The sequence below is a fragment of the Curtobacterium sp. P97 genome (genome assembly GCF_023712445.1).
GTDB lineage: Bacteria > Actinomycetota > Actinomycetes > Actinomycetales > Microbacteriaceae > Curtobacterium.
In genome coordinates, this window is record NZ_JAMAYF010000005.1 from 223553 (window position 1) to 248042 (window position 24490).

Below are 24490 nucleotides of genomic sequence, written 5' to 3' on the forward strand. Positions count from 1 at the left end.
CGCCGTGAGCACCACGAGCGAACCCCTGCGCATCGGGCTGGTGTCGCTGCACACCTCCCCCGGCGACGAGCCCGGCTCCGGCGAGGTCGGCGGCATGAACGTCGTGGTCCGACACCAGGCCGAGGCCCTGGCCGACCGCGGCCACCAGGTGGAGATCATCACGCGGCGGTCGGCGCCCACGCAGCCGGACAGCGTCTCGCTCGTGCCGGGCGTGTGCCTGCGGTTCCTGTCCGCCGGGCCAGCGGAGCCGGTGCCGAAGGGCGAGCACGACGCGTTCATCGAGCCGTTCCGGGCGGGCCTCGAGGAACTCGGCCCCTACGACGTGCTGCACTCGCACCACTGGTTCTCCGGCGTCGCCGCCCTGCCCGTCGCCCGCGAGCGGGGCATCCCGCACGTGCAGTCCTTCCACTCCATCGCGGCCGAGTCGGACACTCCCCTGTCCGAGGGCGAGCGTCCCGAGTCCGCTGGCCGTCCCGCGGGTGAGCGGATGCTGGCGCGCGACTCCGACGCCGTCGTCGTCGTGTCGTCCGCCGAGGCGTCGACCGTCCGCACGCGTCTCGGCGGCGACGAGTCGCGGACGTGGATCGTCCCGCCGGGCGTCGACGGGTCCGTCTTCCGCCCCGCCGGCGCCGGCGCGCGCCGTGCGGAGACGCCGTACGTCGTCGCGGCGGCACGCGTGCAGCCGCTGAAGGGGCTCGACCTGGCGATCGAGGCGGTCGCGGGCATCGGCCCGGAGGTACGCCCCACCCTCGTCATCGCGGGCGACGCCTCGAGCGAGGCAGGCGACTACGTGGACGAACTGCGTCGGCTCGCCGCCGCGCACGACATCGCCGACCGCGTGACCTTCGTCGGTCCGCAGTCGCGTGCCGACCTGGCGTTCCTGTTCCGTGGCGCAGCGGCCGTGCTCGTACCGTCGCACTCGGAGACCTACGGACTCGTGGCGCTCGAGGGCTCCGCCTCCGGGGTACCCGTCGTCGCGGCGGCTGCCGGTGGGCTGCGGGAGGCCGTGGTCGACGGGGAGACCGGGGTCGTGCTCGAGTCCCGCGACCCGGGCGACTGGGCTGCGGAGATCGAACGGATCCTGACCGATCGGACGTACGCGGCCGGGCTCGCCGCCGCGGGTCGGGAGCACGCCGAACGCCTGAGCTGGGAGCGCTCGGCGGCCGGACTCGAGGACGTGTACCGGCGGGTGCTCGGACGCTCGTGACGGCCGGAGGCGCGGGGATCGAGCGGCCGGAGTCGGCTGGCGGGCTCGACCCGTCGGGGTCGGCTGGCGCGCTCGCCCCGGCGGCGTCGGCTGACGGGCTCGACCTGACAGGGCCGGCTGGCGGGCTCGACCTGTCGGGGTTCTGGGCTGCGCTCGACGCCGTGCCGGTGGCCGAGGACGCCGAAGCGCTCTACTCCACCGACTCGGCCGAGGGGCGACTACGACGTACGAACCTGTCGGCCTACCTGTCCCACGTCGGGGCAGCGGCCGACACCGTGCTCGTCGCCGAGGCCCCCGGCTGGCGCGGCATGACCAACACGGGCATCCCCTTCACGAGCATGCGGGAGCTCGGCACGCTCGGCTTCGACGTCCTCGTGCCGCCGGAGCCGACCGCGCCGTGGGAGGCGTCGTCCCGGGTCGTGCACGCGGCGTTGCAGGACTGGTCGGGTCCGCTCCCCCTCGCCTGGGCGATCTTCCCGCACCACCCCTTCGTCGCGAGCGACCGGCAGACGAACCGGACCCCGCGTCCGGCCGAGGTCCGCGACGGTGCTCCGGTCGCACTCGCGCTGCTCGAGGCGCTGCGGGACGCTCGTGCCGCCGATCGTGCCGGTCGCCGCCGGGACGTGCGGGTCGTCGCGGTCGGGCGGAAGGCGCAGGGGGCGCTCGCGCTGGCGGGCATCGACGCCGTGGCGGTGCGGCACCCGGCGCAGGGCGGCGCGGCGCAGTTCACGGGGCAGGTGCGGGCGCTGCAGGGGTAGCGCGGTCCCCGGCGGGCGGGCGGGCGTGGCGCTGGGGCAGGGCGTGCGTTGCGCTGGGGCAGGGCGTGCACACGCGGACTTCGACACCGCACCCGTCGATCGACGCGGGCGGTGTCGCACCATGCGCAAGCACCAGGTGCGTCCACATGGATCGACGTTCCGCGTGTCGATCGACGCGTGCAATGTCGCGCTGCGGTCCCGGGCGGGTGTGCGCGCACGTTCGCCGTGCGGGCGGAACGACGACGCCGCTGTCGGACGACAGCCGCGATGTCGCGTGGGCCCGCGCGCACTGCGCGGCTGTGATGCCTCAGCGCCCGAGCGTCGCGGGCTCAGGCGGAGCGGACCTCGACGCCCTTGGCTGCCAGGCGCTCGGTCACGTGCGCGGGCAGCGGCGCGGCGGCGTACACGGTCGTCAGCGCGGGGAGGTCGAGCACGTCGTCCCAGTTCTGCGGGTCGTAGCGGTCGTCGGACCCGTCCCACCCGGGGTGGACGTCCTGCAGGACCTCGAGGTCGGAGTCGACGGTGAGCTCGGTCACCAGCGCCAGGTGCGACGGCAGCAGGTCGAGGTCGTCGTAGTACTCGCGGGCGCGGTCGTCCTGTCCCTCGACGTCGAGGTCCTCACCGGCGTCCTCGTCCTCGGCGCCGTCGTAGGGCTCCAGCACGTCGAGGTCGTAGCAGAGGACGTCGAGCACGAGCAGCTTGGCGTTGAAGTCGGCGAACTCGACGGGCTCTTCGGTGGTGTCGGAATCGTCGTGCATGCCCCGGAGCGTAGCCACCGGAGCCCGTGAGCGACCGCGCGATCGGATCACGGGCGTGTTGCAGCCGGCGTCGATCTTCCTGTGAGAGTAGACAGAGTGCCATCCCTCGGGAAAGGCTGACGTATGACCACCACCAAGTCGGACGCGACGCAGCAGGAGCAGCCCACGCTCAAGCGCGTCATCGGTCCCAAGCTGCTGCTGCTCTTCATCGTCGGCGACATCCTGGGGACGGGCGTCTACGCGCTCACCGGCCAGGTCGCCGCCGAGGTCGGCGGTGCCGCATGGCTCCCCTTCCTCATCGCCTTCGCGGTCGCCCTGCTCACGGCGTTCTCGTACCTCGAGCTCGTGACGAAGTACCCCCAGACGGCGGGCGCCGCGCTCTACGTGCACAAGGCGTTCGGCATCCACTTCGTCACCTTCATCGTCACGTTCATCGTGATGTGCTCGGGCATCACGTCGGCGAGCACGGCCTCGCGGGCGTTCGCGGCGAACCTCGGCGCCGGCTTCGGCCTCGAGCTGCCGAACGGCGTCGTGATGCTCATCGCGATGGGGTTCATGCTCGCGGTGATGGCGGTCAACTTCCGCGGGGTCAGTGAGAGCGTCAAGACGAACGTGGTGCTCACCCTGGTCGAGCTGTCCGGTCTGGTGATGGTGATCCTCATCGGCTTCTGGGCGATCGCCGGTGGCAACGCAGACTTCTCGCGCGTGGTGATGTTCGACACCCCCGAGGACAAGACGCTGCTGCTGTCGGTGTCGACCGCGACCTCGCTGGCCTTCTTCGCGATGGTCGGCTTCGAGGACTCGGTGAACATGGCCGAGGAGACCAAGGACCCGTCGCGGATCTTCCCGAAGGTGATGCTCACCGGCCTCGGCATCACGGCGGTCATCTACGTGCTCGTGTCGATCTGCGCCGTCGCGGTCGTCCCGATCGGTGAGCTCGCCGGCAACGAGACGCCGCTCGTCACGGTCGTGCAGACCGCCGCGCCGGACTTCCCCATCGCCGACCTGCTGCCGTTCATCTCGATGTTCGCGGTCGCCAACACCGCGCTGATCAACATGATGATGGCGTCCCGGCTGCTCTACGGCATGAGCAAGCAGGGCGTGCTGCCCGGCTTCCTCTCGCGGGTGTCGCCGGCGCGTCGCACGCCGTCGACCGCGATCGTCTTCACCACCGTCATCTCGCTGCTGCTCATCGGCTGGGTCTCGCTCGACCCGGACTCCCCCATCGTCGTGGTCCTCGGCGGCACGACCTCGTTGCTCCTGCTCTCGGTCTTCACGGTCGTGAACCTCTCGGTGCTGGTGCTCCGTCGCGACCGCGTCGGGCACAAGCACTTCCGGGCCGGTGTCGTGATCCCCGTCATCGGCGTGGTCACCTGCCTGTGGCTCGTCCTCCCCTTCTCGTCCGGTCGCGACCCGCAGCAGTACCAGATCGCCGGCGCACTGCTGGGGCTCGGCGTCCTGCTCTGGCTCCTCACGTGGTTCACGCACGGCCGGAAGCAGACCGAGAAGGCGCCCACCGGACTCGTCACCGAGCCGACCGCGGTGGTCCGTCCGGGCACCGGCCACCGGCACCACGAGGACGGCGACGGCGGACACAGCGACGCGGACGGCCACCGCCGGGACGGCTGATGGAGGCGTCCGAGGTCATCTTCGCGATCTCCATCGGGACGATCGTCCTGCTCTCGCTGTCGGCTGCGTTCCGATCCGGCCGCCGACGCAACTGACCGGAGACGGGCGCCGCCGACAAGACCGACCGGGAGCACGGGGCCGCCGACACCCCCGATCGGGCGGCTGCGGTTCCCAGCCGACGCCCGTACGCTCGTCGTGCCCTGCACCCGACCGTCCGGTACTCGCGACGGACCGCCCGCCCGGAAGGACCCCGACATGCGCCGCGCCGGCATCACCATCGCCTCGGTGTTCGGGGCAGGCGTGGTCGCGGCCGTCATCGGCGTGGTGGTCGTCGTCGTCATCGCGGTGCACTCGCTGACCGGCGCAGCGAAGACCGTGACCGCGGCGCCCGCCTGTCCCGACGTCGCCTCGCGCACGATCGGCGGCATCGTGGTGCCCGCAGGCCCGGTCGCCGGCTTCTGCCAGGACCGCCTGGTGAACGCCGCGTACGTGATCGAGGCCGCTCAGGCGCTCGGCATCGGCCCGCACACCCAGGCCGTCGGTGTGATGACCGCGATCGGCGAGTCGAGCCTGGTGAACCTCGACCACGGGGACGCCGCAGGACCGGACAGCCGCGGGCTCTTCCAGCAGCGCGACAACGGCGCGTGGGGCACGTACGAGCAGCGGATGGACCCGTACACGGCGGCGACGATGTTCTACGCGAAGCTCGTGAAGACGCCGGGGTGGAAGACGATGACCCCGACCCAGATGGCGCACGCGGTGCAGATCAACGCGGACCCGGACCACTACGCGAAGTTCTGGCCGGAGGCGAAGGCCGTCGTCGAGGGTCTCACGGGGCAGTCGGTGCCGGACACCGCTCCCCAGGGCTGAGGTCACCGCAGCACCGGCCCGAGCTCCTCGGCGTCGTGGAGCTCGACCATCGACGCCCCCGTGGCGTTCACGACGACCTGCCCCCGCAGCCGCACCGCCCGCTCGGCGAAGGCGCACGCGCAGGCGTCGATCCACTCCCAGTCGACCGGGAACAGCTGCGTCTCACCCGGCCGTTCCCACGCGAGCACGACCTCGGACGCAGCGTTGTCGACGCAGACCTCCGCGACCAGCGTGGCGAAGTCCTCGACGTGCTCGTCCGGCTGCAGCGGCAGGTCCGACACGGGCAGCAGGAACGGGATCGGCAGCGCCCGTTCGTCGAGGAAGAGCACCCAGCACTGCCGCCGGATCGGGGGCCCGACGACCCCGGAGACGAGGGCGACGACGTCGGCGTCGGTCCGTGCGGACGTGGTGAACAGCTGGTCGAGCACTTCGGTTCCTGACATGCTCCGAGCCTGCGGCCCGAGCCCGGCGGGCAGCAGCGTCGACCGACGATCTGTGGACGACGATGCCGAGACCAAACCCTGTGCAGGAAGACCGGCAGCAGCCCGGCAGATCCCCGGCAAGAGCCCGGCAGGACGAGCGTCAGAACCCGTGCTGCACGGCGGAGTCGACGAGCAGCAGGGCAGCGAAGAACACGACGACCTGCGCGGCGATGCCGACCAGCACCAGGGGCCACGCGAGCCGTCGCCGGACGAGCCGCACGACGCAACCGACGACCGTCCCGACGAGCACCAGCACGACGAGCACCGGACCGACGGTCACCACCCCGCCGCCGAGCCCGGCGTCGCAGGTGTTCCCCGGCGCCGCACACGAGTGGAAGGCCATCGACAGGAAGACGATGCCGCCACCGACGGCCACCGACTCGACGGCCAGCAGGACGAGCAGCAGCACCGTGGCGACCACGTCCGCGACGCGACGGTGCGTGCGTGCAGCGAGCCGTGCCTCCCGGCCGACCGCGACAGCCGACGCAACCGCCCCGTCCGACCCGACCGCCGAAGCCGACGCGACCGCCCCGTCCGACCCGACCCCAGCAGCCGCCCCGTCCGACCCGGCCACGCCGACGGACCCGGACGACACGTCCGGGTCCTGCGACGCCGCCGGGACAGCCATCAGCGCCCCGTACCGGACCCGCGGGTCGACCAGAGCGCCGCCCAGATGAGCAGCGGCTGCCCGAACAGACGAGCGACGCGCTTCTCGTCGGAGTCGAGGCCGAACGCGTCGCGGCGGTTCACCCACTGCGACAGGTTGCCCGGGAAGATCACCGTGAAGAACAGGGCCGCGACCGTGCCGACGGTCTTCCGGCGGCTGCGCGGCGTGAAGAGCAGCGCGCTGCCGAGCCCGATCTCCGCCACACCGGAGGCCAGCACGGTCGTGTCCGTGTCGAGCGGCACGAAGTCCGGCACCTGGGCGCGGAAGTCACGACGGGCGAAGGTGAGGTGGCTGGTGCCCGCGAAGACGAGCGCAGCACCGAGGAGGACACGGACGAAGGAACGCATGCCCTCATCGTGCTCGCTCGCGCAGTGTCCGTCCGGCGCGTCGCGCGGTGATGCGCGGACCGGCCGTCCCCGGAGGCGAGCGCACCGGGCCACGGGTCGGTACGTTCGGACCCATGGCAGCCGTCGCTCGCGACCACGAACCGCCCGCCGTCCTCGCGACCGTCGCCGTGCTGCTCGCTCCCCTCTCGCTCTGGATGGGCATCATCGTGCCCGCCGCCGACATGGCGCGGCACGTGCTCCTCGAGGCCGTGTTCGGCATCGTCTGCGTGCTCTGCGGCGTCCGCGCGGTCCGGATCGCCGGTCGACGTCGCGCCGTGCGCGTCTGGGCGTGGATCGGGATGGTGCTCGGTGGCCTCGGCCTGGTGATGACGGCCTGGCAGCTGCTCACCTTCGCGACCGACGGAGGCTTCCCGCCGCCGTTCTGGTCGCCCTACGCGCGCCGCTGACCGCGGTCATCCACCACCGGTCGACGGCCTGGAGGCGCGGCGGACCTCCGCCCCGTCGCCGCCACCGGGCGGGCGGTCACCAGCCGAGCGTGCCCGGCCCGCCCTTGAAGGGTCCGACCACCCGCGAGGTGATCCACCCGCCGTAGAAGTCGCCCTCCTGCGCCTGCACGACCTCGCCGCCGACCTCGCAGGAGTCCATCGCCGACGGGTAGATCGCCACCCGGTCGCGGAGGTCCTCGTACCCGGGCTCCGGCGTCGGGTAGTTCCACGCCGCCCGGGGCGCGACGACGCCGTCCCCGCCGACCACGTCGAAGTAGCGCGCACGCCCCTTGAACTCGCACATGCTCGACCCCTGCGCCGGACGCAGCTCGAGCCCCGCCATCGGGACGTAGTACACCGGCGGGTGCGAGGTCTCGAGCACCCGGACGGCGTCGGTCGTGTCGACCACGATCGTCCCGCCGAGCCGCACGACGACGCGGTCGGGGACCGCCTCGACGGCGGGAGGACGCGGGTAGTCCCAGACGGACTCCTGGCCGGGACCGGGTTCGACACGAGCAGCACGTTGCATGCAACCGGGTCTACCACCGCCGCCGCAGAAGGAGCAGAGTGGGCGCGTGACGACGACGACACAGGGGATCTTCCGGCGGAAGCCCATCGACACGATCGACGACGACCCCGAGGGCGAGGGCGGCCTGAAACGGCACCTCGGCCTCTGGCAGCTCACGGCCATCGGCATCGGCGGCATCATCGGCGCGGGCATCTTCACCCTCGCCGGCACCGTCGCGAACGGCGTCGCCGGCCCCGCCGTCCTCATCAGCTTCCTGATCGCCGGTGTCGCCAGTGCCGCCGCCGCGCTGTCGTACGCCGAGTTCGCGGGGATGATCCCGAAGGCCGGCAGCGCCTACACGTACGGCTACGCCGTGCTCGGCGAGGTCGTCGGGTGGTTCATCGGCTGGGACCTGCTGCTCGAGTACACCGCCATCGTCGCCGTCGTCGCGATCGGCATCTCCGGCTACGTCGGGTTCCTCGTCGGCCAGTTCGGCATCGACCTGCCCGCGTGGATGCTCGGTGCGCCCGGCACCGGCGACGGCCACGTGGTCGACGTCTTCGCGATCCTGCTCTGCCTGCTCACCGCCTTCGTCCTCACCCGGGGCATCCGCAGTGCCGCGCGGTTCGAGCTCGTGGCCGTGGCGATCAAGGTCGCCCTGGTCGTGCTCATCGTCGTGCTCGGGGTGTTCCACATCAACAGCGCGAACTACTCGCCGTACTTCCCGTTCGGCTTCGGCGGCGTGATGACCGGCGCCGCCACGGTGTTCTTCGCGGTGTTCGGCTACGACGCGATGTCCACCGCCGCCGAGGAGTCCACCGACGCGCGGAAGCACATGCCGAAGGCGATCCTGCTGTCGCTCGGCATCGCGATGGTGCTCTACGTCCTGGCGACGCTCGTGCTCACCGGCATGCAGAAGTACACCGACATCGACCCCGCCTCGGGGTTCTCGTCGGCGTTCGCGTCGGTCGGGCTCGGCGGGGTCGCGAACGTCATCGCGATCGGGGCGATCGTCGGCATCGTGACCGTGCTGGTCACCTTCATGCTCGGGGCCTCGCGCGTCTGGTTCTCGATGAGCCGGGACGGGCTCATGCCGAAGTGGTTCGCGAAGACCGACCCGAAGCGGCACGTGCCCACGCGGGTGACGTGGATCCTCGGCATCGCGTCGGCGGTGCTCGCGGGGCTGCTGCCGATCGGCGTCGTCGCGGAGCTGACGAACATCGGGATCCTGCTCGCGTTCGTCGTCGTCTGCTCGGCAGTGATCGTGCTGCGCTACCGGCAGCCCGACCTCGACCGGCAGTTCCGTCTCCCGTTCATGCCCGTCGTGCCGATCATCGGGGTCGTCGCCTCGCTGTGGCTCGTGACGTTCCTGCAGTGGGAGACGTGGGTGCGCTTCGCGATCTGGTTCGCGATCGGGCTCGGGGTGTACTTCGGGTACTCGCGGAAGCACAGCAAGCTGGCCACAGAGCAGCGCTGAGGCTCCTCACCCCGAGGGCGACGGTGCGCGTCCTCCCGTCAGGAGAGCACGCGTACCGCCCGTCCTAGTCGAGCCAGCGGACGTCCCCCGGCTCCCGCACGAGTCCGTCCGCCCAGTCGACGTCCTTCCGCTCTCCGTCCCCCGACGGGGCCGTGATGTCGGACACCCACGCCTCCGTCGCCAGCCACTGCGCCGTCGCACCGCCGAAGAGGGCCGAGTACTCCCGCAGGAGGTAGCGCCGACCGAGTACCGGTCCGCCGGGCCGGTCCCGGTAGAGGATGACCGCCGCGTCCGGCGGCTGCACGCCACCGGCGACCCACTCCGTGCCGTTACGCAGGAGTCCGCTGTCGTGAAAGCGGGCACGGACAGCCGCCACGAACTCGTTCGCGAACGGCTCGTCGATCGTCTCGGATGTGCTCACGACGGTCATCCTGGGCGCTCCTCGGCCGTGTTGTCACCTCGGCAGGACGTCGCTTCTGCGAAGCACCCGTCCTGAGCATCCGTGTCGTCCTTGCTCCTCGACGTATATGGTCGACCCGTGGTGGGGGAAGCGGCACGGGCCGTCGTCGGGGCGCGCCCGGTCACGGTCCGCGGCGGCGTCATCGCGCCGGTCGCGTGGACAGCACTGTGCGCGGGCGTCCTCGCGCTCGGGGTCTGGCTGGCCTCGACCCGCCTGGTGTTCGGAAGTGCCTGGTTCACCCAGCTGTGGACGAGCGGCCTGGTGCTCGTCGCCGGCGTCCTCGGCCTGTACCTGAGCGTCGGGAGCATCCGGAACCGCATCCGTGTGTTCCCCGATCGGCTCGAGGTGGTACCGCACATGCGGCGGACCGTGACGATCTCGCCCGGCGAACTCGTCGGGTTCAGCGCCTCGGGACCGGGCAACACCACGATCCGCGGCAGGACCGCGCGTGGTCGAGGCTTCTCCACGGACCGGTTCCGCCACAACCACGACGTCCTCGTCCACTGGCTCGAACAGAACGCCACCGAACCGTGGACGGCGTTCACGAGCTTCTTCGACAAGCTCACCGTCGACCGGGAGCCCAGACGGGTGCGCAACGTGCTCTTCACGCTGTTCTCCGTGGCCTTCTTCCTCACGACGCTGTCGGCGTTCCCGGGGCTGCCCGTCATGATCGCCTACGACGACGCGCACCAGGAGCAGGTGACCTGCACGATCACGTCGGCGCGAGCCGTCACCGTGTCCAACCGCTCGTTGAAGGGTGTGGGGTCCTCGCACCCGGCCGTGTCGCTCGAGACGACGGACTGCGGGCACCTCACCCTCTCCCGGGGCATCTTCGCCGACAACCGGGACGCCGTCGCACGACGGTACGACCGGGCCCCCGGCCCCTACCGGCTCACCGTGGGCGGTGGCGGCTTCTGGCTCCGGCAGCACGCTTCCGTGCCCGTCCCGGAGCCGACGGTCTACAGGGTCGACGAACCCCGTGACGGGCGCGCCCACCGGCTGAGGAACGAGCAAGAACGAGCAGGAGGAGCAGGACGAGCAGGAACGAACGAGGGCGCCGGACGCGCTACTCCGCCACCACCCACACGTGCTGCGCCTGCCACCCCTCCGGCACCGTGTTCCGGTACGCCGCCAGCGCCGCCACGTAGTTCGGCCCCGACGCCTCGTGCTCCCGCGTCGCGGTCGACCGCGCGGTCGCCTTGATCGTGGTCTCCCCCGTCGCCTTGCTCTCGACCGCGTTCGTCTGCAGCAGCGCGAACCCGTCCAGGTCGAGTGCGGCGACGGCTGCCTCCTTGGCCGCCACGACGGAGTCCGCGTAGCCCTCGGCCTCGCGCGTCTCGGTCGAGCGGATCATGCCTCGCAGTGTCGTCACCGAACCAGTATGACCCGATCGATCCGGGTCTCCGAGCGCGACGGCGGCAGGGCGTCAGGCGTCGCGCCGGTGCTTGCCCTTCGCCGCCGTCGGGTCCGCCATCGGGTGGTTGCGGAACCACCGCAGCAGCTCGCGGGGGCGGCTCTGGTCGGCGCTGTCGTCTCCGTGGTCGAGGAAGGTGCTGAAGCCCTCGGGCACCTCGACGCCGTCGGTCTCGCGGTCGTACGCCATCGACCACTCCGGGAACCGTCGCGTGTGGATGGACTCCTCGACGAGCAGCCGGACGTCGTCGTGCCGCTCGTCCGCGACGATGCGCGCGTACGTCGCCATCACCGCGTCGTACGGCCCCTCGAGCAGCTGCATGAAGCGCCCGCCGCGGTGCACGAGCATGCCGGTCAGCCCGTCGGCGGTGTTCCGTGTCCGGGCGTGGTCGAGCACCGCCTCGAGGTCGCCCTCGTCGAAGGGCTCGGTGGCGGAACTCATGTACACCAGTGACTGCAGCACGCATCGATCCTGCACCTGAGCCGCTGTCAGCGACGCCCCCAGAACGGGACGCGGACAAGTCACGTCAGTCGAGCGGCGTCCAGTCGAGGACCTGGCCGTCCTGGGTGCAGTACGTCGTGTCCGAGTCCTCGGTGGTGGTCTTCGACCACGACGGCGACCAGTACGAAGCGTCGATGTCCCGCTGCTTCGGGAAGACACCGACCACGGTGCCGGCCGACGTGTCCGGGTCACCGGGCACCGGATCGACGTCGAGGGTGTCCGGGTCGAACCATCCGTAGGTGGTCGCCCCGGTGATGCTGTCGAACTCGATGTACATCGTGATGTGGTCGTCCTGCGACGCGGTGCCGAGCTGTACCTGGTACTCCTGCCGCGCCCCGTCGTCGTCCGTCGGCACGCCGGACCACTCGACGCGGTAGGCGTCCGCGGTCTCCTCGATCGACACGGAGCCGGTGCCGGAGGCCAGGTCACAGGACGCCGTGCCGGGCGTCGCCGCGGTCGCGGTCGGGCTCGGAGCCGGCGCCTCGGCCGTCCGTGTCCCCGCACCGAGCACACTGCATCCCGACAGGGCGACCACCGTCGCCACCGCCCCTGCCACCACGACTGCGCCGCGCGCTGCGTTCCCCATGCGATCCCCCTCGTGTCGCGCGCCCTCCGGCGCCCGCCCACGCTAGCAGCGGAGGGCCAGCAGCGGAGGTCGGTGGCGCCTGGCACGATGGACCCGTGCCCGCCGCCCCGATGATCGACGCCGTCGACGTCATCCGGTTCGTCGGGCCACAGACCTTCGGCCGCGCGCGCGACGTGGTCCGCGCCGGCCTGGTCGAGGACGCCACCTGGCACGACGACGACGGCACGGTCACCGCGACCGTCTCCGGCTCCGCCGACGACCCGTACGAGCTCCGCGTCGAGACCACCGTCGCCCGCGGCGAGTTCGTCCGCCCCGTCCGCAGCACGTGTTCCTGCCCCCTCGGCGGCGACTGCAAGCACGTCGCCGCCGCGCTCCTCACCATCAACGCGCGTGCCCTCGCCGCCGAACCCCGAGCAGCGGCTCCCCTCGCCCCACCACCCGCCCCGGACTGGAGGCTCGACCTCGCCCGCCTCGCCGGTGACGACGACCGGGCGGTCGCCCCGCAGGGCACCCCCACGGGTCTGCAGTTCGAGTTGCGCGACGCGGTCCCCGCCGCACTCGCCTCCCGTGCGCGCGCCGCCGGCCGGGCGCTGCCGTCCCGTGCCCGCAGCGTCCGGCTCGGCGTCCGTCCGGTGACCCGCAGCGCCGCCGGCAACTGGGTCCGCGGGCAGCTCACCTGGGGCACGCTCCCCTACTCGATGAACCGGCTCGGCATCGCGCCCGAGCAGCACGCCTGGTTCCTGCAGTTCTCCGCGCTGCACCGCGCCGGGCAGCTCGCGGGGCTCCCCGGCGAGAGCGACTGGGTGCACCTCGACGACTTCGGCAGCCCCCTGCTCTGGCCGCTGCTCCGGCAGGCAGCCGGACTCGGGATCGCCTTCGTGACGGGCAAGCGCGAGGGCGGCGCGGTCCTCGGCGGCGACGCGCGCGTACTCCTCGACGCAGCCCGGCACGACGGCGCGCTCGTCATCGGTGCGAGTGCGGTCGTCGACGGGCGCCCGGTACCCGACGGCTCGGCGCGCACGATCGGCGACCACGGTGTCTACGCCTTCCGCGAGAGCCCCGAGTTCCACGTCACCCTCGCGCCGACCCCGGCTCCGGTCCCCGAGGACCAGCGCCGCATGCTCGTCGAGGGCGCGCGCATCACCGTGCCGTCCGATGCCGTCGACGAGTTCCTGGCCGACTGGTCGCCGCGGCTCCGCGGCGCGCTCGGTCTCGTCAGCTCCGACGGCTCGGTCGAACTCCCCGAGCGGACACCGCCCGAGCTCGTCCTGACGGCGACGTTCGAACCCGCCCGGGCACCCCGGACCGACGACCGCCTGCACCTGCAGTGGCGGTGGCACGTCGACGGACGGAAGGACCCGGTCACGCTGCACGGGCCGCTCCCCGACCTCAGCGGGCTGCACGCCGCCGACGAGTCCGAGACGACCGGCCCCGGCGGCGGTCTCGCCTGGTTCGAGGACGGCACGGTCGACGGTGCGGACGTCGCCGTGTTCGCGACCGAACTCCTGCCGGCCCTGCCCGCACTCGGTGTCCGGACGGTCGTGCAGGGCGAGCCCGGCGACCACGAGCGGCTGACCGGGCGACCGCACATCCGCGTCACGACGATGCCGTCCGAGAAGCACGACTGGTTCGACCTCGGCATCTTCGTCACCGTGAACGGGCGGCAGATCCCGTTCACCCCGCTGCTCCGGGCGCTGGCGAAGCGTGACCGCCGCCTGAAGCTCATCGACGGGTCGTACCTGTCGCTGGCCGACCCGACGTTCGACCGGCTCAAGGAACTCATCGAGGAAGCGCGCGAGCTCGACGAGTGGGAACCCGACCAGGCCCTGACGGTGACCCCGCTGCAGGCCGGACTGTGGTCGGAGTTCGACCAGCTGGCCGACGAGACCGAGCACGACGAGCGCTGGCAGCGGATCGCAGCGGGTCTGCTCGACGCCGCACCGCAGGACGAGGTCCCCGTGCCGGACACCGTGCACGCCGAGCTCCGCCCCTACCAGCACGCCGGCTACGCCTGGCTCCGGTTCCTGCGGGAGCACGGCATCGGCGGGGTGCTCGCCGACGACATGGGCCTCGGCAAGACCCTGCAGGTGCTGTCCATGATCGCCGCCGCCCGCAGGTCCGAGCCGGACGCTCCGCCGTTCCTCGTCGTCGCGCCGACCTCGGTCGTCGGCAACTGGGCCGACGAGGCAGCCCGCTTCACCCCCTCCCTGCGGGTGACCGCCGTCACCGCGACCTCGCTCAAGGACCACGCCCGGGTCGCCCGAGCGGCGGCGGAGTCCGACGTCGTCGTGACCTCGTACGCACTGCTCCGGCTCGACGCCGCCGAGTACACCGGGGTGTCCTGGTCGGCGCTCGTGCTCGACGAGGCGCAGTTCGTGAAGAACCCGCAGTCGCAGACGCACCGGGTCGCCGCCGAGCTGCCCGCGCCCGTGAAGTTCGCGGTCACGGGGACCCCGCTCGAGAACGGGTTGACCGACCTCTGGGCGCTGTTCCACGTCGTCGCGCCCGGGCTGCTGTCGTCGTGGTCGCGGTTCGGCGACGACTACGTCAAGCCGCTCGGCTCCCCCGACCTGCGCGGGGACGCCCGCAAGGAGCTCACCGACCGGCTCCGGCGTCGGATCCGACCGCTCATGCTCCGCCGGACGAAGGAGAGCGTCGCCGCCGACCTGCCGCCGAAGCAGGAGCAGGTCGTCCGGGTGACGCTCGACCCCGCGCACCGCGCGCTGTACGAGCGGACCCTCAACCGGGAGCGCCTGAAGGTCCTCGACCTCATCGACGACCTGGCGCGCAACCGGATGATCGTCTTCCGGTCGCTGACCCTCCTCCGGATGCTCGCCCTGTCGCCGGCACTCGTGCAGCAGACGGACCACGACGCCGACGACGACGTCGCTGCCGGTGCGGATCCCATCCCCTCGGCGAAGCTCGACCTGCTGCTCGACGAGCTCGAGCAGCTCGCCGCCGAGGGCCGCCGCGCCCTGGTCTTCAGCCAGTTCACCACGTTCCTGCGCATGGTCGCCGAGGCACTCGACGCCCGAGGCATCGGGTACGAGTACCTCGACGGCTCGACCCGGAAGCGCCCGCAGGTCATCGACCGCTTCCGGACCGGCGCGGCACCGGCGTTCCTCATCTCCCTCAAGGCCGGCGGCTTCGGGCTGACGCTGACCGAGGCGGACACCGTCTTCGTGCTCGATCCCTGGTGGAACCCGGCCGCCGAGTCCCAGGCGGTCGACCGGACGCACCGCATCGGGCAGACCCGCTCCGTGAACGTGCAGCGCTTCATCGCCGAGGACACCATCGAGGAGAAGGTCCTCGCCCTCGCCGCCAAGAAGGCCGAACTCTTCGCGACCATGATCGACGACGACGCCCTGTTCGCCGACGACCTGACCGCCGAGGACATCCGCTCGCTCCTCACCTGAGCCGCGACATACGAACTCCTTCGCGTCCGGACGCCCACGTCGGTACCGTCGCCGCATGTTCGTCGAGACCAGCCGCTCCGCCCAGCCCCGTCCCGCTCCGCAGGTCCCGGTCGCGAGCCTGCTGACACCGACTCCAGCTGGACCGGACGTCGAGCCGCACGCCGATCTCGAGTCCCACGCCGATCCCGCGCCGCCGCGAACAGGAGTGGTCCGGCGCAACGGCACCACGGCGACGTCCACCTTCCGCCTGCGCAACGGCACCGAGGTCACGCTCGGCGGCTCCTTCGGCGGCAGCCGAGGCGTCTGGTCGAGCGTGTTCGAGGGGCATCGGCGGAGGCGGCCGGCACGGTGATGGTCCTCGACGCGAACGTCGTGATCGCGCTGCTCGACGAGGGCGACGGCCTGCACGAGCGGGCGTACGACCTGGTCGAGGACCACGCGTGGGACGAGTTCTGCACCTCGGCCCTGACCCTCGCCGAGATGCTCGTGCGACCGGCGTCCCGTGGGCACGCCGACCGTGAGCGCGGCACCATCGAACGACTCGGCGTGTCGGTCGTCCCGGTCACGGGCCGTACCGCACGCCGGGCGGCGGACATGCGCGCCGGCCGCCGGCTCGGCATGCCGGACGCGGTCGTCCTCGTCACGGCGAAGGCCGTGCGCGGCCAGCTCGCCAGCTTCGACCGGAAGCTCCGCCGCATCGCGCGGGCCGAGGGCCTCGACCTCGCCGAGCCGTACGACGACGGCGGGCCCTGGCCGTTCCCGACCTGAGCCCGCCGTCGCGACCGGGTCAGCCGGCGAGACCGTCGATCCGCGACACCTCGTCGGCGGTCAACTCGAGGTGCGCCCCGAGCGCGTTCGACCGGATGCGCTCCGGGTTGGACGACTTCGGGATCACGACGAACCTGTGCGCCACGTGCCACGCGACGATGACCTGCGCGCTGTCGGCGTCGTGCGCCTCCGCGATCCCGACGAGCGTCGGGTCCTGCAGGTTGCTCGCCTTGAACGGGCTGTAGCCCTCGAGCACCACGCCACGTTCGTGCAGCCCCGCGGCGACCTCGGCGTCGTACTCGGCGGGGCTCCACCGGATCTGGTTCACGGCCGGGGTCGTCCCGGTCGCGTCGGTCAGCTCGTCGATCTGCGCGAGCGAGTAGTTGCTCACGCCCACCGCCCGGGTCAGCCCGTCGGCCTGCGCCTGGACGACCTGCTCCCACACGTCGGGTCGGGCCTCGCCGTTCGGCGGCCAGTGCACGAGCCACAGGTCGAGGTGGTCGAGCCCGAGCTGCTCGAGGCTCTCCTCGATGGTCTGGCGCACCCGGTCGGCGTTGTCCGGCGGGAGCTTCGTGGTGACGAAGACGTCGTCGCGGGCGAGGCCGGCGTCGGCGAGCGCCTTCCCCACGCCGCGCTGGTTCGAGTAGCCCGTGGCGGTGTCGATGTGGCGGTAACCGGCCTCGAGCGCAGCGCCCACGGCGGCGGGAGCGTCGGCGTCGGGGATCTGCCAGGTGCCGAAGCCGAGGAGCGGCATCGATCCACCGGTGACGGGCACGGAGGGGTTCGCGTGATCGGTCATGCCCCGTGTCTACGCCCTGGTTCGTCGGTGCCGCACGGGATGATCGTGGACGGTCCACCCGGGCCCGCTCCACCGCACCACCGAAGGCCTCCCCATGACGTCCCGTCAACGCCGTCCGCGTTCCGCCCGTTCCACCTCCTCGCGCCGCAGGGCTCGGGCATCGCTGACGTCGCTCGGCCTCGTCGCGGTCGTCGCCCTCGCCGGATGGCTGCTGCACACCACCGGAGTGACCGACGCGGACGCCGACGCCGCCGCGGACGGGACGTCCTCGTCGACGGCCGCACCGACGATCACCACCGCACCGACGGCCGACGCGGGCGGTGGGCCCGAGGCGGGCGGCGCCTCCCGGCCGACCGTCGACGCGACCGAGCCGACCAGCCCGACCGAGGCGACCGAGGCGCCCAGCCCGACCGACGCGACCAGCCCGACCGATGCGACCGCAGCCGCGACCGCCCGCAGCGAGCTCGCTGCCCTGCTGGTGAAGGGCAAGGCCGCCGCGACCGGCTACGACCGCGAGGCCCGCTTCGGCACCGCCTGGCTCGACGTCGACCACAACGGCTGCGACACCCGGAACGACGTGCTCGCCCGCGACCTGACGGACATCGAGCGGCAGGGGCCCTGCAAGGTCCTGCGTGGCACGCTGGTCTCCCCGTACACCGGCGAGCGGGTGGACTTCGTCCGCGGGAACCGGACCTCGACCCTCGTGCAGATCGACCACGTCGTCGCGCTCGAGAACGCGTGGCGCACCGGCGCACAGCAGCTGACGCAGGAGCAGCGCGAAGCCCTGGCGAACGATCCCGCGAACCTGTTCGCCGTCGACGGCCACTCGAACGCGCAGAAGCGTTCGGGCGACGCGGCGACGTGGCTGCCCGCGGACACGGCGTTCCGCTGCACCTACGTCGAGCACCAGATCGCGGTGAAGACGACGTACCGGCTCTGGGTGGCGCCCGCGGAGCGCGACGCGATGGAGCGGGTGCTCGCGCGCTGCTGAGCGACTGACCGACCGAGCAAAACGACAGGTGTAGCCTAGAGCTGTCGATGCAGATGCATCGAACGGACTCGTCGACCCACCGCTGGACCCGAGCCCTTCACCGTCGAAGACCGCAGGAGGCCATCCATGACATCCACCACCCGCTTCACCGACCGCGTCGTCCTCATCACCGGCGGCGGCTCCGGCCTCGGCCGCGCGACCGCCGTCCGCCTGGCCGCTGAGGGCGCGCAACTGTCGCTCGTCGACGTCTCCAGCGAGGGACTCGAGGCCACGAAGGCCGCCGTCCTCGAGGCGACCCCCGACGCCCAGGTGCTCACCACCGTCGCCGACGTCGCCGACGAGGCCCAGGTCGACGCCTACGTCGCCGCCACCACCGAGCGCTTCGGCCGCATCGACGGCTTCTTCAACAACGCCGGCATCGAGGGCAAGCAGAACCCCACCGAGTCCTTCACCGCCGCCGAGTTCGACAAGGTCGTGTCGATCAACCTCCGTGGCGTGTTCCTCGGGCTCGAGAAGGTGCTGCGCGTCATGCGCGAGCAGGGCTCGGGCATGGTCGTGAACACCGCGAGCGTCGGTGGCATCCGCGGCATCGGCAACCAGTCCGGCTACGCGGCCGCCAAGCACGGTGTCGTCGGCCTCACCCGCAACTCCGCCGTGGAGTACGGCCAGTACGGCATCCGCATCAACGCCATCGCCCCCGGTGCGATCTGGACGCCGATGGTCGAGAACTCGATGAAGCAGATCGACGCGGAGAACCCGCGGAAGGCCGCCGAGGAGTTCATCCAGGTCAACCCCACGAAGCGCTACGGTGAGGCCCCCGAGATCGCCGCCGTCGTCGCCTTCCTGCTGTCCGACGACGCCTCGTACGTCAACGCGACGGTCGTCCCGATCGACGGCGGGCAGTCGGCCAAGTACTGAGCGTGGTCCGTCCGGCGCCCGGCCCACCTCGTGGGTCGGGCGCCGTCGTCGGTCTGGAGGCACGCCCCACCGCCGCAACGCCGATCGCGTCCGGTGGGGAGCTGGCTGTGACGGTGCCGCATTCGGTTCCGCCCGCACCACGTGGGAGCATTGCCGGGCACACCACGGCGGAGGGAACCCCATGAGCAGCAACGACACGAGCGGGTCGGCGTTCGGCCCCGGTGCCGGCAGGACCGAGTCGCCCGCCGGAGCCCTGCGGCGCCGCATGGCATCCTCCGCGCAGGGGTTCCTCGGCAGTGCCGCGTGGGTGCCGTGGAAGCCCGCGGGTGACCCCGAGGGCGGGAGCATCGCCCACGTGATGATCCGCGACCTGCCGTTCGTCCCGGTGTTCACCGACCCCGCCGAACTCACCGAGGGCGTTCCCGGCACCGAGGCCCGTCCGGTCCGCATGGCCGAGCTCGTGACCGCGGTGCCCGAGGAGTTCGGCATCGTCGTCGACCCGACCAGCGCCGAGGACGCCAACTTCCTGCACGCCGACGTGCTCGCGGGGATCCGGGCGCAGATGCGCGGCGAGATCCCCCGCGACGACGACACCGAGGCCGAGGACTCCACCCAGGGCTAGGCCACTGCCGACCAGGTCGGCCCGCCGGGGACTGGCCTGGCGGACTTGCTGGCTGCGATCTGCGGCTGACGATCCTGGTTCACGATCCCCGGCGAACGCGAACCGAGATCGTCACGCCACGTCCGCTGCCGGCGACGCGGTCCGGCGGTCCGCTTCCGGACGGGACCGTCGTGGACTCGGGAGCCCTCGACACGCCCCGTGTCGAACCCGGCACCCACCCAGTTCTGGGGATCGCTCAACTCGAGACCGACAGCCAGACTCGGACCGTCGTTGAACGAAGAACGAGGGGACGACGATGCCACTGGGCGGTCCGGGACCACGTGACTGGTCTCCTCCGGGGTACTTCGCCGACGCACCGTCCGGGCCGCCGCCGCGACGGCCGAGGTCCGCGTTCCTGACCGCCGAGCCGCCCCGAGGCGCACGGCGAGCCACCCGACCGTGGGCCTGGGCGGCCCTGGCGATGTTCCTCGGACTCGGCAGCCTCGTCATGGCACTCGCCGAGCCGCAGGAGGCCGGGGTCCAGAGCGGGTTCATCGCATCGACCATCGGTGTCACAGCCATCGTCATCGGACGCCGTCTCGTGACCGACCGGAGCCGCTTCGGCAGCGTCGCGCGCGCGTTCGGCCGCGGCGCGATCATGCTCGGCACCGTCGGTACGGCGCTCATGGCCTACGCGGTGCTCGCGTTCGGGCTCTCCACCGTCGGGGTGCAGTGGCCCGTGCTCTCGCTGCCGGCATCGCACGAGGGGCAGGTGTTCGACCCCGGCTTCCCGATGGCGGTGTCCTCGCCCGATGCGGTGCCTGCCGGTCCCACTCCCGAGGACCAGGTACCGGTAGAAGCTGCACCGGAGCCAGCAGCGGCGGGCGACAGCACGGAGCAGGGAGCGGCTCCGGCCCCGGCCGAGGCTGCTGCCCCGCAGGCGCCCGCGGTTCCCGAGCCGACGAGCTTCGACACCGAGCGGTCCGCGGTCGCCATGGGCGCCGGGACCCTCGCGTACGTCCTGGAGGGACGGTTCGGCGCCGGGAACTACCCGACCGAGCTCACGACGGCGAGCGATCCGGCGCGGATCGCCCTGGTGGACGGAACGGGACTGGCGCCGATCCCGGCGGGCGCGCGGGTCCTGTACTCGGTCGCGCCGGATCGGAGCGCATGGTCGGTCACGATCATCGGGGCGCGGTTCGGCGCGACCGCCAGCTACAGCTCGGCGGTCGGCACGGTCCAGGCCGGCTGACCGTTGTCGCCCTGCTGGTGTCAGCGGGGCGGATCGACCAGCTCGATGAAGCGGGACAGCAGCGACAATCCGCTGATCGACGGGGGCAACCCCGTCGTGAGCGCGGGCGAGTAGACGAGGTAGGCCGCCCACTGCGCCCGGGACAGCGCCACGTTGAGCCGGTTCGGCATGAGCAGGAAGTCGAGTCCGCGCGGGATGTCCGCCGCACTCGAGGCCGCGAGCGACGTGATCGACACCACGGCCTCGCGCCCCTGGAACATGTCGACCGTGCCGACCTGGGTGCCGCGGAGTCCGACGCGGTCGAGGACCTCGCGGATCAGGGCGCCCTGCGCGTTGTACGGCGCGACGACGATCACGTCCTCGTCCGTCAACGACCGAGTCACCTCGCCGTCGACCCACAGGCGGCCGATCAGGTTCTGGGCGAGCTCGACGACCCGTGCAGCCTCTTCCTCCGACGACGTCGTGTTCCCGCTGTGCACGACCGGCACCGGGTGGACGCCCGGCTCGAGGTCGGCGAGGTCCCGCCCGCTGACGATCGACGTCAGCTGCCCGTCGTACGACAGCCCCGAGACCGATGCTGTCAGCGCGGGCTCCATGCGGCGGGTGTGTGCGAGGAAGTAGCCGAACTCCGGCGGGAGCACGTGTTCCCCGTCCGCCAGCCACCCGAGCGCTGACTGGTCGACCGGCTCGGGGTGCGACCCCTGCGACACCTGCGGGAGCTGCTGCGGGTCGCCGAGCAGGAGCAGGCGCTGCGCGGCGATCGACGACGCGATGGTCGGGGCGAGCGAGAACTGCCCGGCCTCGTCGACCACGAGCAGGTCGAGGGAGCGTCGCGGGATCGTGCCCTCGTTCGCGAAGGTCCACGCGGTCCCGCCGACGACTCCCCCGGTGCCGGTCTCGGCGCACGACGACAGGAACGCCGAGACGGCGGCGTTGTTCTTCACCGGCGTCCAGGCGGCGGCCTCGAGCTCGTCCTCGGTCGCACCGGACTTCGGCACCTTCACGACACGGTTTGCGGGCACGCCGGCGCGGACCACCGACGACAGGAAGTTCTCCGAGGTCGCGTGGGACTGGCCGACGACCCCGACGCGCCAGCCGTGCTCGCGGACGAGCCGCGCGACGACGTTCGATCCGACGTACGTCTTGCCCGTGCCGGGAGGGCCCTGGATCGCCAGGTACGACCGGTCGAGCCCGAGCAGCGTCGTGACGACGGCTGAGACGGTGTCGTCCCCGGCGACCGGGGCGAGCGCACCGCGCGGCGGCACCCGGCGGAGCAGGTCGAGCGCCGCGTCGGGCAGCATCGACGGCAGGGCGTCGAGGACCTCCTGGCCCCACTCGGCGATCGCCTCGGGCTGCGGCTTCGCCCGCGGTGGGGCGGCCGGTGCGAGGGCGACCGGGAAATCGTGGTGCGGTTCCCCGCCGCCAACGGGCAGGCTCTCCTTCACCAGGACCTCGAAGGCGTCGCCGTTGTCCGCCGCTTCCAGCACGACCGCGCGGGCCGACGCGCCCTTCGAACCCGGAGCCGGAGCGGTGACCGACGGCGGGAGTGGGTCGTCGTAGACGAGGTGGGGCGTGCCTCCCGGCCGGATCCGCGACCCGGGCGCGAGCGTCCCGGACAGGCGGATCTCGCGCGACTGCGAGCGGGCACGCGGCAGCGTGTCCCAGTCCCGCTCGACGGAGGCGCGCTCGATGACCAGGACGTCTCGCGTGTCCGCCCAGTCGTCGACCGGATTACGGAGGCGGTCGAAGTGGTCCTGCCAGAAGGTCTTGGCCTCGCGGCGGTGGTAGTCGATCGCGGCGGCCGCGAGCGCCAGGGCGGTCTGGTCGGCGTCGCGGTCGAGGGGGTCGACGTCCGCGATCTGCGCGGCGAGCGCCGTGTACACGGGGTTCGGCTCGCGCTCGACGGGGATCGGCGGGAGGAGTTCGGCCTCGTCGGTCACGGGCTCCGACTGCGGCGGCCGGAGCGACAGCAGCCAGTCGCGGAGCCGCAGGGTCGAGCGGCAGTCGTAGGCGTTGTAGTCGGCGACCTCGTCGAGCATGCGCTGGCCGGTCGCGGGGTCGCCGTTCCGGAGTTCCTCGATCGCCTCGACGTACGCGGTGATGCTGTCGGCGGCGTTCGTGACGTCGCTGAGGCGGAGGTCCTCGCCCATGTACAGCGGCTCGAGCTTCTTGATCGAGTAGCTGCGGCTGCCGACCGCCAGGGCCTTGCGGACGATCGGGTACAGGTCGACGAGGACGCCGGCGCGGAGCAGGTCGTCGACGTCGTCCTCCCCCACGCCGTGCCGGGCGGCGAGGGACAGCAGGTGCGTCCGCTCGTACGCGGCGTAGTGGTAGACGTGCATGCCCGGGTGCTGGGCCCGGCGCTCCTTGATGAACGCGAGGAAGTCGACCAGTGCCTGGCGCTCGTCGCGGATGGTGTGCGCCCAGAAGGCGGTGAAGCCGGCGCGGTCGTCGGCCAGGCCGAACAGGTAGTCGAGGCCCCAGTGGACGCCGTCCTCGGTGTGGAGGGGGTCGCCCTCGAAGTCGAAGAAGACGTCACCGGGGTCGGGCGCGGGGATCGCGTCGAGGGCGCGGGGGTCGTGGAGTTCGAAGCGCGGCTTGGTCTTGTTGACTTGGCCTGCTTGCTGCTCGGCTTCGGTCTCGGTCTGGAGGCGCGCCTGACGCACCAGCCGATCTTGCGTCGACCGCGACATGCCGGGCACCGCCGCGGTGCGGTCCGCCAGGTCGTCGATCGTCCGCACCCCCTGCCGGATCAGCTTCGTCCGTTGGTCGAGGCGCATGCCGGCGACGAGGACCAGGTCGCGGTGCTGCTGTACCTGGGTCTGGCAGATGGTGCAGCGGCCGCAGCTGGAGTAGCGGGGGTCGCCCCACTGCAGTTGCTCGTGCTCCTGCATCCGCTCGGCGATGACCCGTTCGAGCTCGGCGCGCTGCGTGCGGTACACCGGGGCGATGTCGGCGAGGTCGTGCGTGGTCGTGGTGCGGTCGCCGAGGACGAGGTGGACCTGTTCGCCGGTGGGGATGCCGTGCGCCTGCATCTGCTCGGCGTAGGCGGCGAGCTGGAGGAGGGCGCTGATCTTGGCATGGCGGGCGAGCTTGGTGTCGTAGACCTCGTAGGCGCCCTGGTCGTTGCGGAGGATGAAGTCGGCGAAGCCGATGAAGCCCGGGCGGTCGGGGGTGGGCGGCTCGTGGAAGGTCGGTTGGTAGAGGACGTCAGCGCCATTGTTAAACGCGCTTCTCGCTTGTTCCGCGGCTCGGGCGTAGTCCTGTGGTGCGGGACGGTCGAACTCGATGACCTCGCGGGTCTGCTTGAGGATCTCGAGGTAGTCGAGCTCGTGCTGGTCCCCCAGGCGTGCGGTGCGCTCGAGCATGTCGTCATGCTCGTCAGGCAGTGGGCCGCCGCGGCCGAGCTTGGCGTCGAGGCGGCGGAGGAAGGCCCACTCGCAGGTCGCCCACGTGCTGAGGTCGCTCGGGCTGAGCAGGACCTGCCCGTCGGTGCTGATCTGCATGCGCTCCCCCGTGTCGTCTGGTGCTCTCCGAGCCTAGGGGCGGGACCCGACAGGCCGGCCTCCGACCAGAGGGACATCAATGTCTCTCAC

Annotated in this window: 24 protein-coding genes; 14 read left to right on the forward strand and 10 right to left on the reverse strand. The window is 72.0% G+C overall.

The window, feature by feature from the left end; all coding sequences use genetic code 11:
* The first annotated feature begins 4 nt into the window (after positions 1-4).
* A complete protein-coding gene (locus tag M3677_RS07495; protein ID WP_251160156.1) occupies positions 5-1207 on the forward strand; it encodes a glycosyltransferase in 1203 nt (400 codons plus the stop codon).
* Entirely contained in the window at positions 1204-1965 is a 762-nt protein-coding gene (locus tag M3677_RS07500) for a hypothetical protein (RefSeq protein ID WP_251160157.1), read from the forward strand. The genes M3677_RS07495 and M3677_RS07500 overlap by 4 nt, the downstream gene beginning before the upstream one ends.
* A 329-nt stretch (positions 1966-2294) precedes the next feature.
* Here the strand turns inward: M3677_RS07500 and M3677_RS07505 are convergent, their stop codons facing one another.
* A complete protein-coding gene (locus M3677_RS07505; protein WP_066653613.1) occupies positions 2295-2723 on the reverse strand; it encodes a hypothetical protein in 429 nt (142 codons plus the stop codon).
* A 123-nt stretch (positions 2724-2846) separates the two neighbouring features.
* Between M3677_RS07505 and M3677_RS07510 the strand changes: the two genes are divergently transcribed.
* Together M3677_RS07510 and M3677_RS07515 are read left to right on the forward strand one after the other, a co-directional pair.
* On the forward strand, positions 2847-4352 hold the full coding sequence (locus tag M3677_RS07510; RefSeq protein ID WP_251160158.1) for an APC family permease: 1506 nt from the start codon (positions 2847-2849) through the stop codon (positions 4350-4352).
* Between the two features lie 255 nt (positions 4353-4607).
* Positions 4608-5222: a hypothetical protein gene (locus tag M3677_RS07515; RefSeq protein ID WP_066653611.1), complete on the forward strand. Its 615-nt coding sequence runs from the start codon at positions 4608-4610 to the stop codon at positions 5220-5222.
* 2 nt (positions 5223-5224) lie between these two features.
* Here the strand turns inward: M3677_RS07515 and M3677_RS07520 are convergent, their stop codons facing one another.
* The 3 genes from M3677_RS07520 to M3677_RS07530 all read right to left on the reverse strand — a co-directional run bounded on the left by M3677_RS07520 (position 5225) and on the right by M3677_RS07530 (position 6718).
* Positions 5225-5665, reverse strand: coding sequence for a hypothetical protein (locus tag M3677_RS07520; RefSeq protein WP_144411277.1), 441 nt, complete (start codon positions 5663-5665; stop codon positions 5225-5227).
* Between the two features lie 139 nt (positions 5666-5804).
* Positions 5805-6332 (reverse strand): DUF6264 family protein, encoded by a 528-nt coding sequence (locus tag M3677_RS07525; protein ID WP_209683180.1) that lies wholly within the window; start codon positions 6330-6332, stop codon positions 5805-5807.
* Positions 6332-6718: a hypothetical protein gene (locus M3677_RS07530; RefSeq protein WP_066653598.1), complete on the reverse strand. Its 387-nt coding sequence runs from the start codon at positions 6716-6718 to the stop codon at positions 6332-6334. The genes M3677_RS07525 and M3677_RS07530 overlap by 1 nt, the downstream gene beginning before the upstream one ends.
* A gap of 113 nt (positions 6719-6831) precedes the next feature.
* Here M3677_RS07530 and M3677_RS07535 point away from each other — a divergent pair, with 113 nt between their 5' ends.
* Positions 6832-7164 carry a hypothetical protein gene (locus M3677_RS07535; protein WP_066653595.1) on the forward strand — a complete coding sequence of 111 codons (333 nt, stop codon included), beginning with the start codon at positions 6832-6834 and terminating at the stop codon, positions 7162-7164.
* A 76-nt stretch (positions 7165-7240) separates the two neighbouring features.
* Here the strand turns inward: M3677_RS07535 and M3677_RS07540 are convergent, their stop codons facing one another.
* Complete coding sequence (locus tag M3677_RS07540; RefSeq protein ID WP_209683183.1) at positions 7241-7732, reverse strand: DUF427 domain-containing protein; 492 nt, start codon at positions 7730-7732, stop codon at positions 7241-7243.
* A gap of 46 nt (positions 7733-7778) precedes the next feature.
* Here M3677_RS07540 and M3677_RS07545 point away from each other — a divergent pair, with 46 nt between their 5' ends.
* Positions 7779-9188: an amino acid permease gene (locus M3677_RS07545; protein WP_251154896.1), complete on the forward strand. Its 1410-nt coding sequence runs from the start codon at positions 7779-7781 to the stop codon at positions 9186-9188.
* A 64-nt stretch (positions 9189-9252) separates the two neighbouring features.
* Here M3677_RS07545 and M3677_RS07550 read toward each other — a convergent pair whose 3' ends face one another.
* Positions 9253-9609 (reverse strand): hypothetical protein, encoded by a 357-nt coding sequence (locus M3677_RS07550; protein WP_251160159.1) that lies wholly within the window; start codon positions 9607-9609, stop codon positions 9253-9255.
* Between the two features lie 117 nt (positions 9610-9726).
* Between M3677_RS07550 and M3677_RS07555 the strand changes: the two genes are divergently transcribed.
* Positions 9727-10851, forward strand: a complete 1125-nt coding sequence (locus tag M3677_RS07555; protein WP_251160160.1) for a hypothetical protein — start codon at positions 9727-9729, stop codon at positions 10849-10851.
* Positions 10852-11074: 223 nt separating this feature from the next.
* Here M3677_RS07555 and M3677_RS07560 read toward each other — a convergent pair whose 3' ends face one another.
* Complete coding sequence (locus M3677_RS07560; protein ID WP_251160161.1) at positions 11075-11524, reverse strand: BLUF domain-containing protein; 450 nt, start codon at positions 11522-11524, stop codon at positions 11075-11077.
* Positions 11525-11588: 64 nt separating this feature from the next.
* A complete protein-coding gene (locus M3677_RS07565) occupies positions 11589-12149 on the reverse strand; it encodes a hypothetical protein (protein WP_251160162.1) in 561 nt (186 codons plus the stop codon).
* Between the two features lie 95 nt (positions 12150-12244).
* Here M3677_RS07565 and M3677_RS07570 point away from each other — a divergent pair, with 95 nt between their 5' ends.
* The 3 genes from M3677_RS07570 to M3677_RS07580 are packed head-to-tail and all read left to right on the forward strand — an operon-like array spanning position 12245 to position 16333.
* Positions 12245-15565 carry a DEAD/DEAH box helicase gene (locus M3677_RS07570; protein ID WP_251160163.1) on the forward strand — a complete coding sequence of 1107 codons (3321 nt, stop codon included), beginning with the start codon at positions 12245-12247 and terminating at the stop codon, positions 15563-15565.
* Positions 15566-15620: 55 nt separating this feature from the next.
* Entirely contained in the window at positions 15621-15917 is a 297-nt protein-coding gene (locus M3677_RS07575; RefSeq protein ID WP_251160164.1) for a hypothetical protein, read from the forward strand.
* A complete protein-coding gene (locus tag M3677_RS07580) occupies positions 15917-16333 on the forward strand; it encodes a PIN domain-containing protein (RefSeq protein ID WP_251160201.1) in 417 nt (138 codons plus the stop codon). The genes M3677_RS07575 and M3677_RS07580 overlap by 1 nt, the downstream gene beginning before the upstream one ends.
* Positions 16334-16352: 19 nt before the next feature.
* Here the strand turns inward: M3677_RS07580 and M3677_RS07585 are convergent, their stop codons facing one another.
* Positions 16353-17132 carry an aldo/keto reductase gene (locus tag M3677_RS07585; protein ID WP_251160165.1) on the reverse strand — a complete coding sequence of 260 codons (780 nt, stop codon included), beginning with the start codon at positions 17130-17132 and terminating at the stop codon, positions 16353-16355.
* A gap of 94 nt (positions 17133-17226) precedes the next feature.
* On the opposite strand from M3677_RS07585, the gene M3677_RS07590 reads away from it, so the two are divergent.
* From M3677_RS07590 to M3677_RS07605, 4 genes are all read left to right on the forward strand, one after another.
* Entirely contained in the window at positions 17227-18123 is an 897-nt protein-coding gene (locus tag M3677_RS07590) for an HNH endonuclease family protein (RefSeq protein WP_251160166.1), read from the forward strand.
* A 126-nt stretch (positions 18124-18249) separates the two neighbouring features.
* Complete coding sequence (locus tag M3677_RS07595; protein WP_251160167.1) at positions 18250-19041, forward strand: SDR family oxidoreductase; 792 nt, start codon at positions 18250-18252, stop codon at positions 19039-19041.
* 181 nt (positions 19042-19222) lie between these two features.
* On the forward strand, positions 19223-19663 hold the full coding sequence (locus tag M3677_RS07600; protein WP_251160168.1) for an SseB family protein: 441 nt from the start codon (positions 19223-19225) through the stop codon (positions 19661-19663).
* Positions 19664-20123: 460 nt separating this feature from the next.
* On the forward strand, positions 20124-20894 hold the full coding sequence (locus M3677_RS07605; RefSeq protein ID WP_251160169.1) for a hypothetical protein: 771 nt from the start codon (positions 20124-20126) through the stop codon (positions 20892-20894).
* A gap of 20 nt (positions 20895-20914) precedes the next feature.
* Here the strand turns inward: M3677_RS07605 and M3677_RS07610 are convergent, their stop codons facing one another.
* Positions 20915-24400: a TM0106 family RecB-like putative nuclease gene (locus tag M3677_RS07610; RefSeq protein WP_251160170.1), complete on the reverse strand. Its 3486-nt coding sequence runs from the start codon at positions 24398-24400 to the stop codon at positions 20915-20917.
* Between the last annotated feature and the right edge of the window lie 90 nt (positions 24401-24490).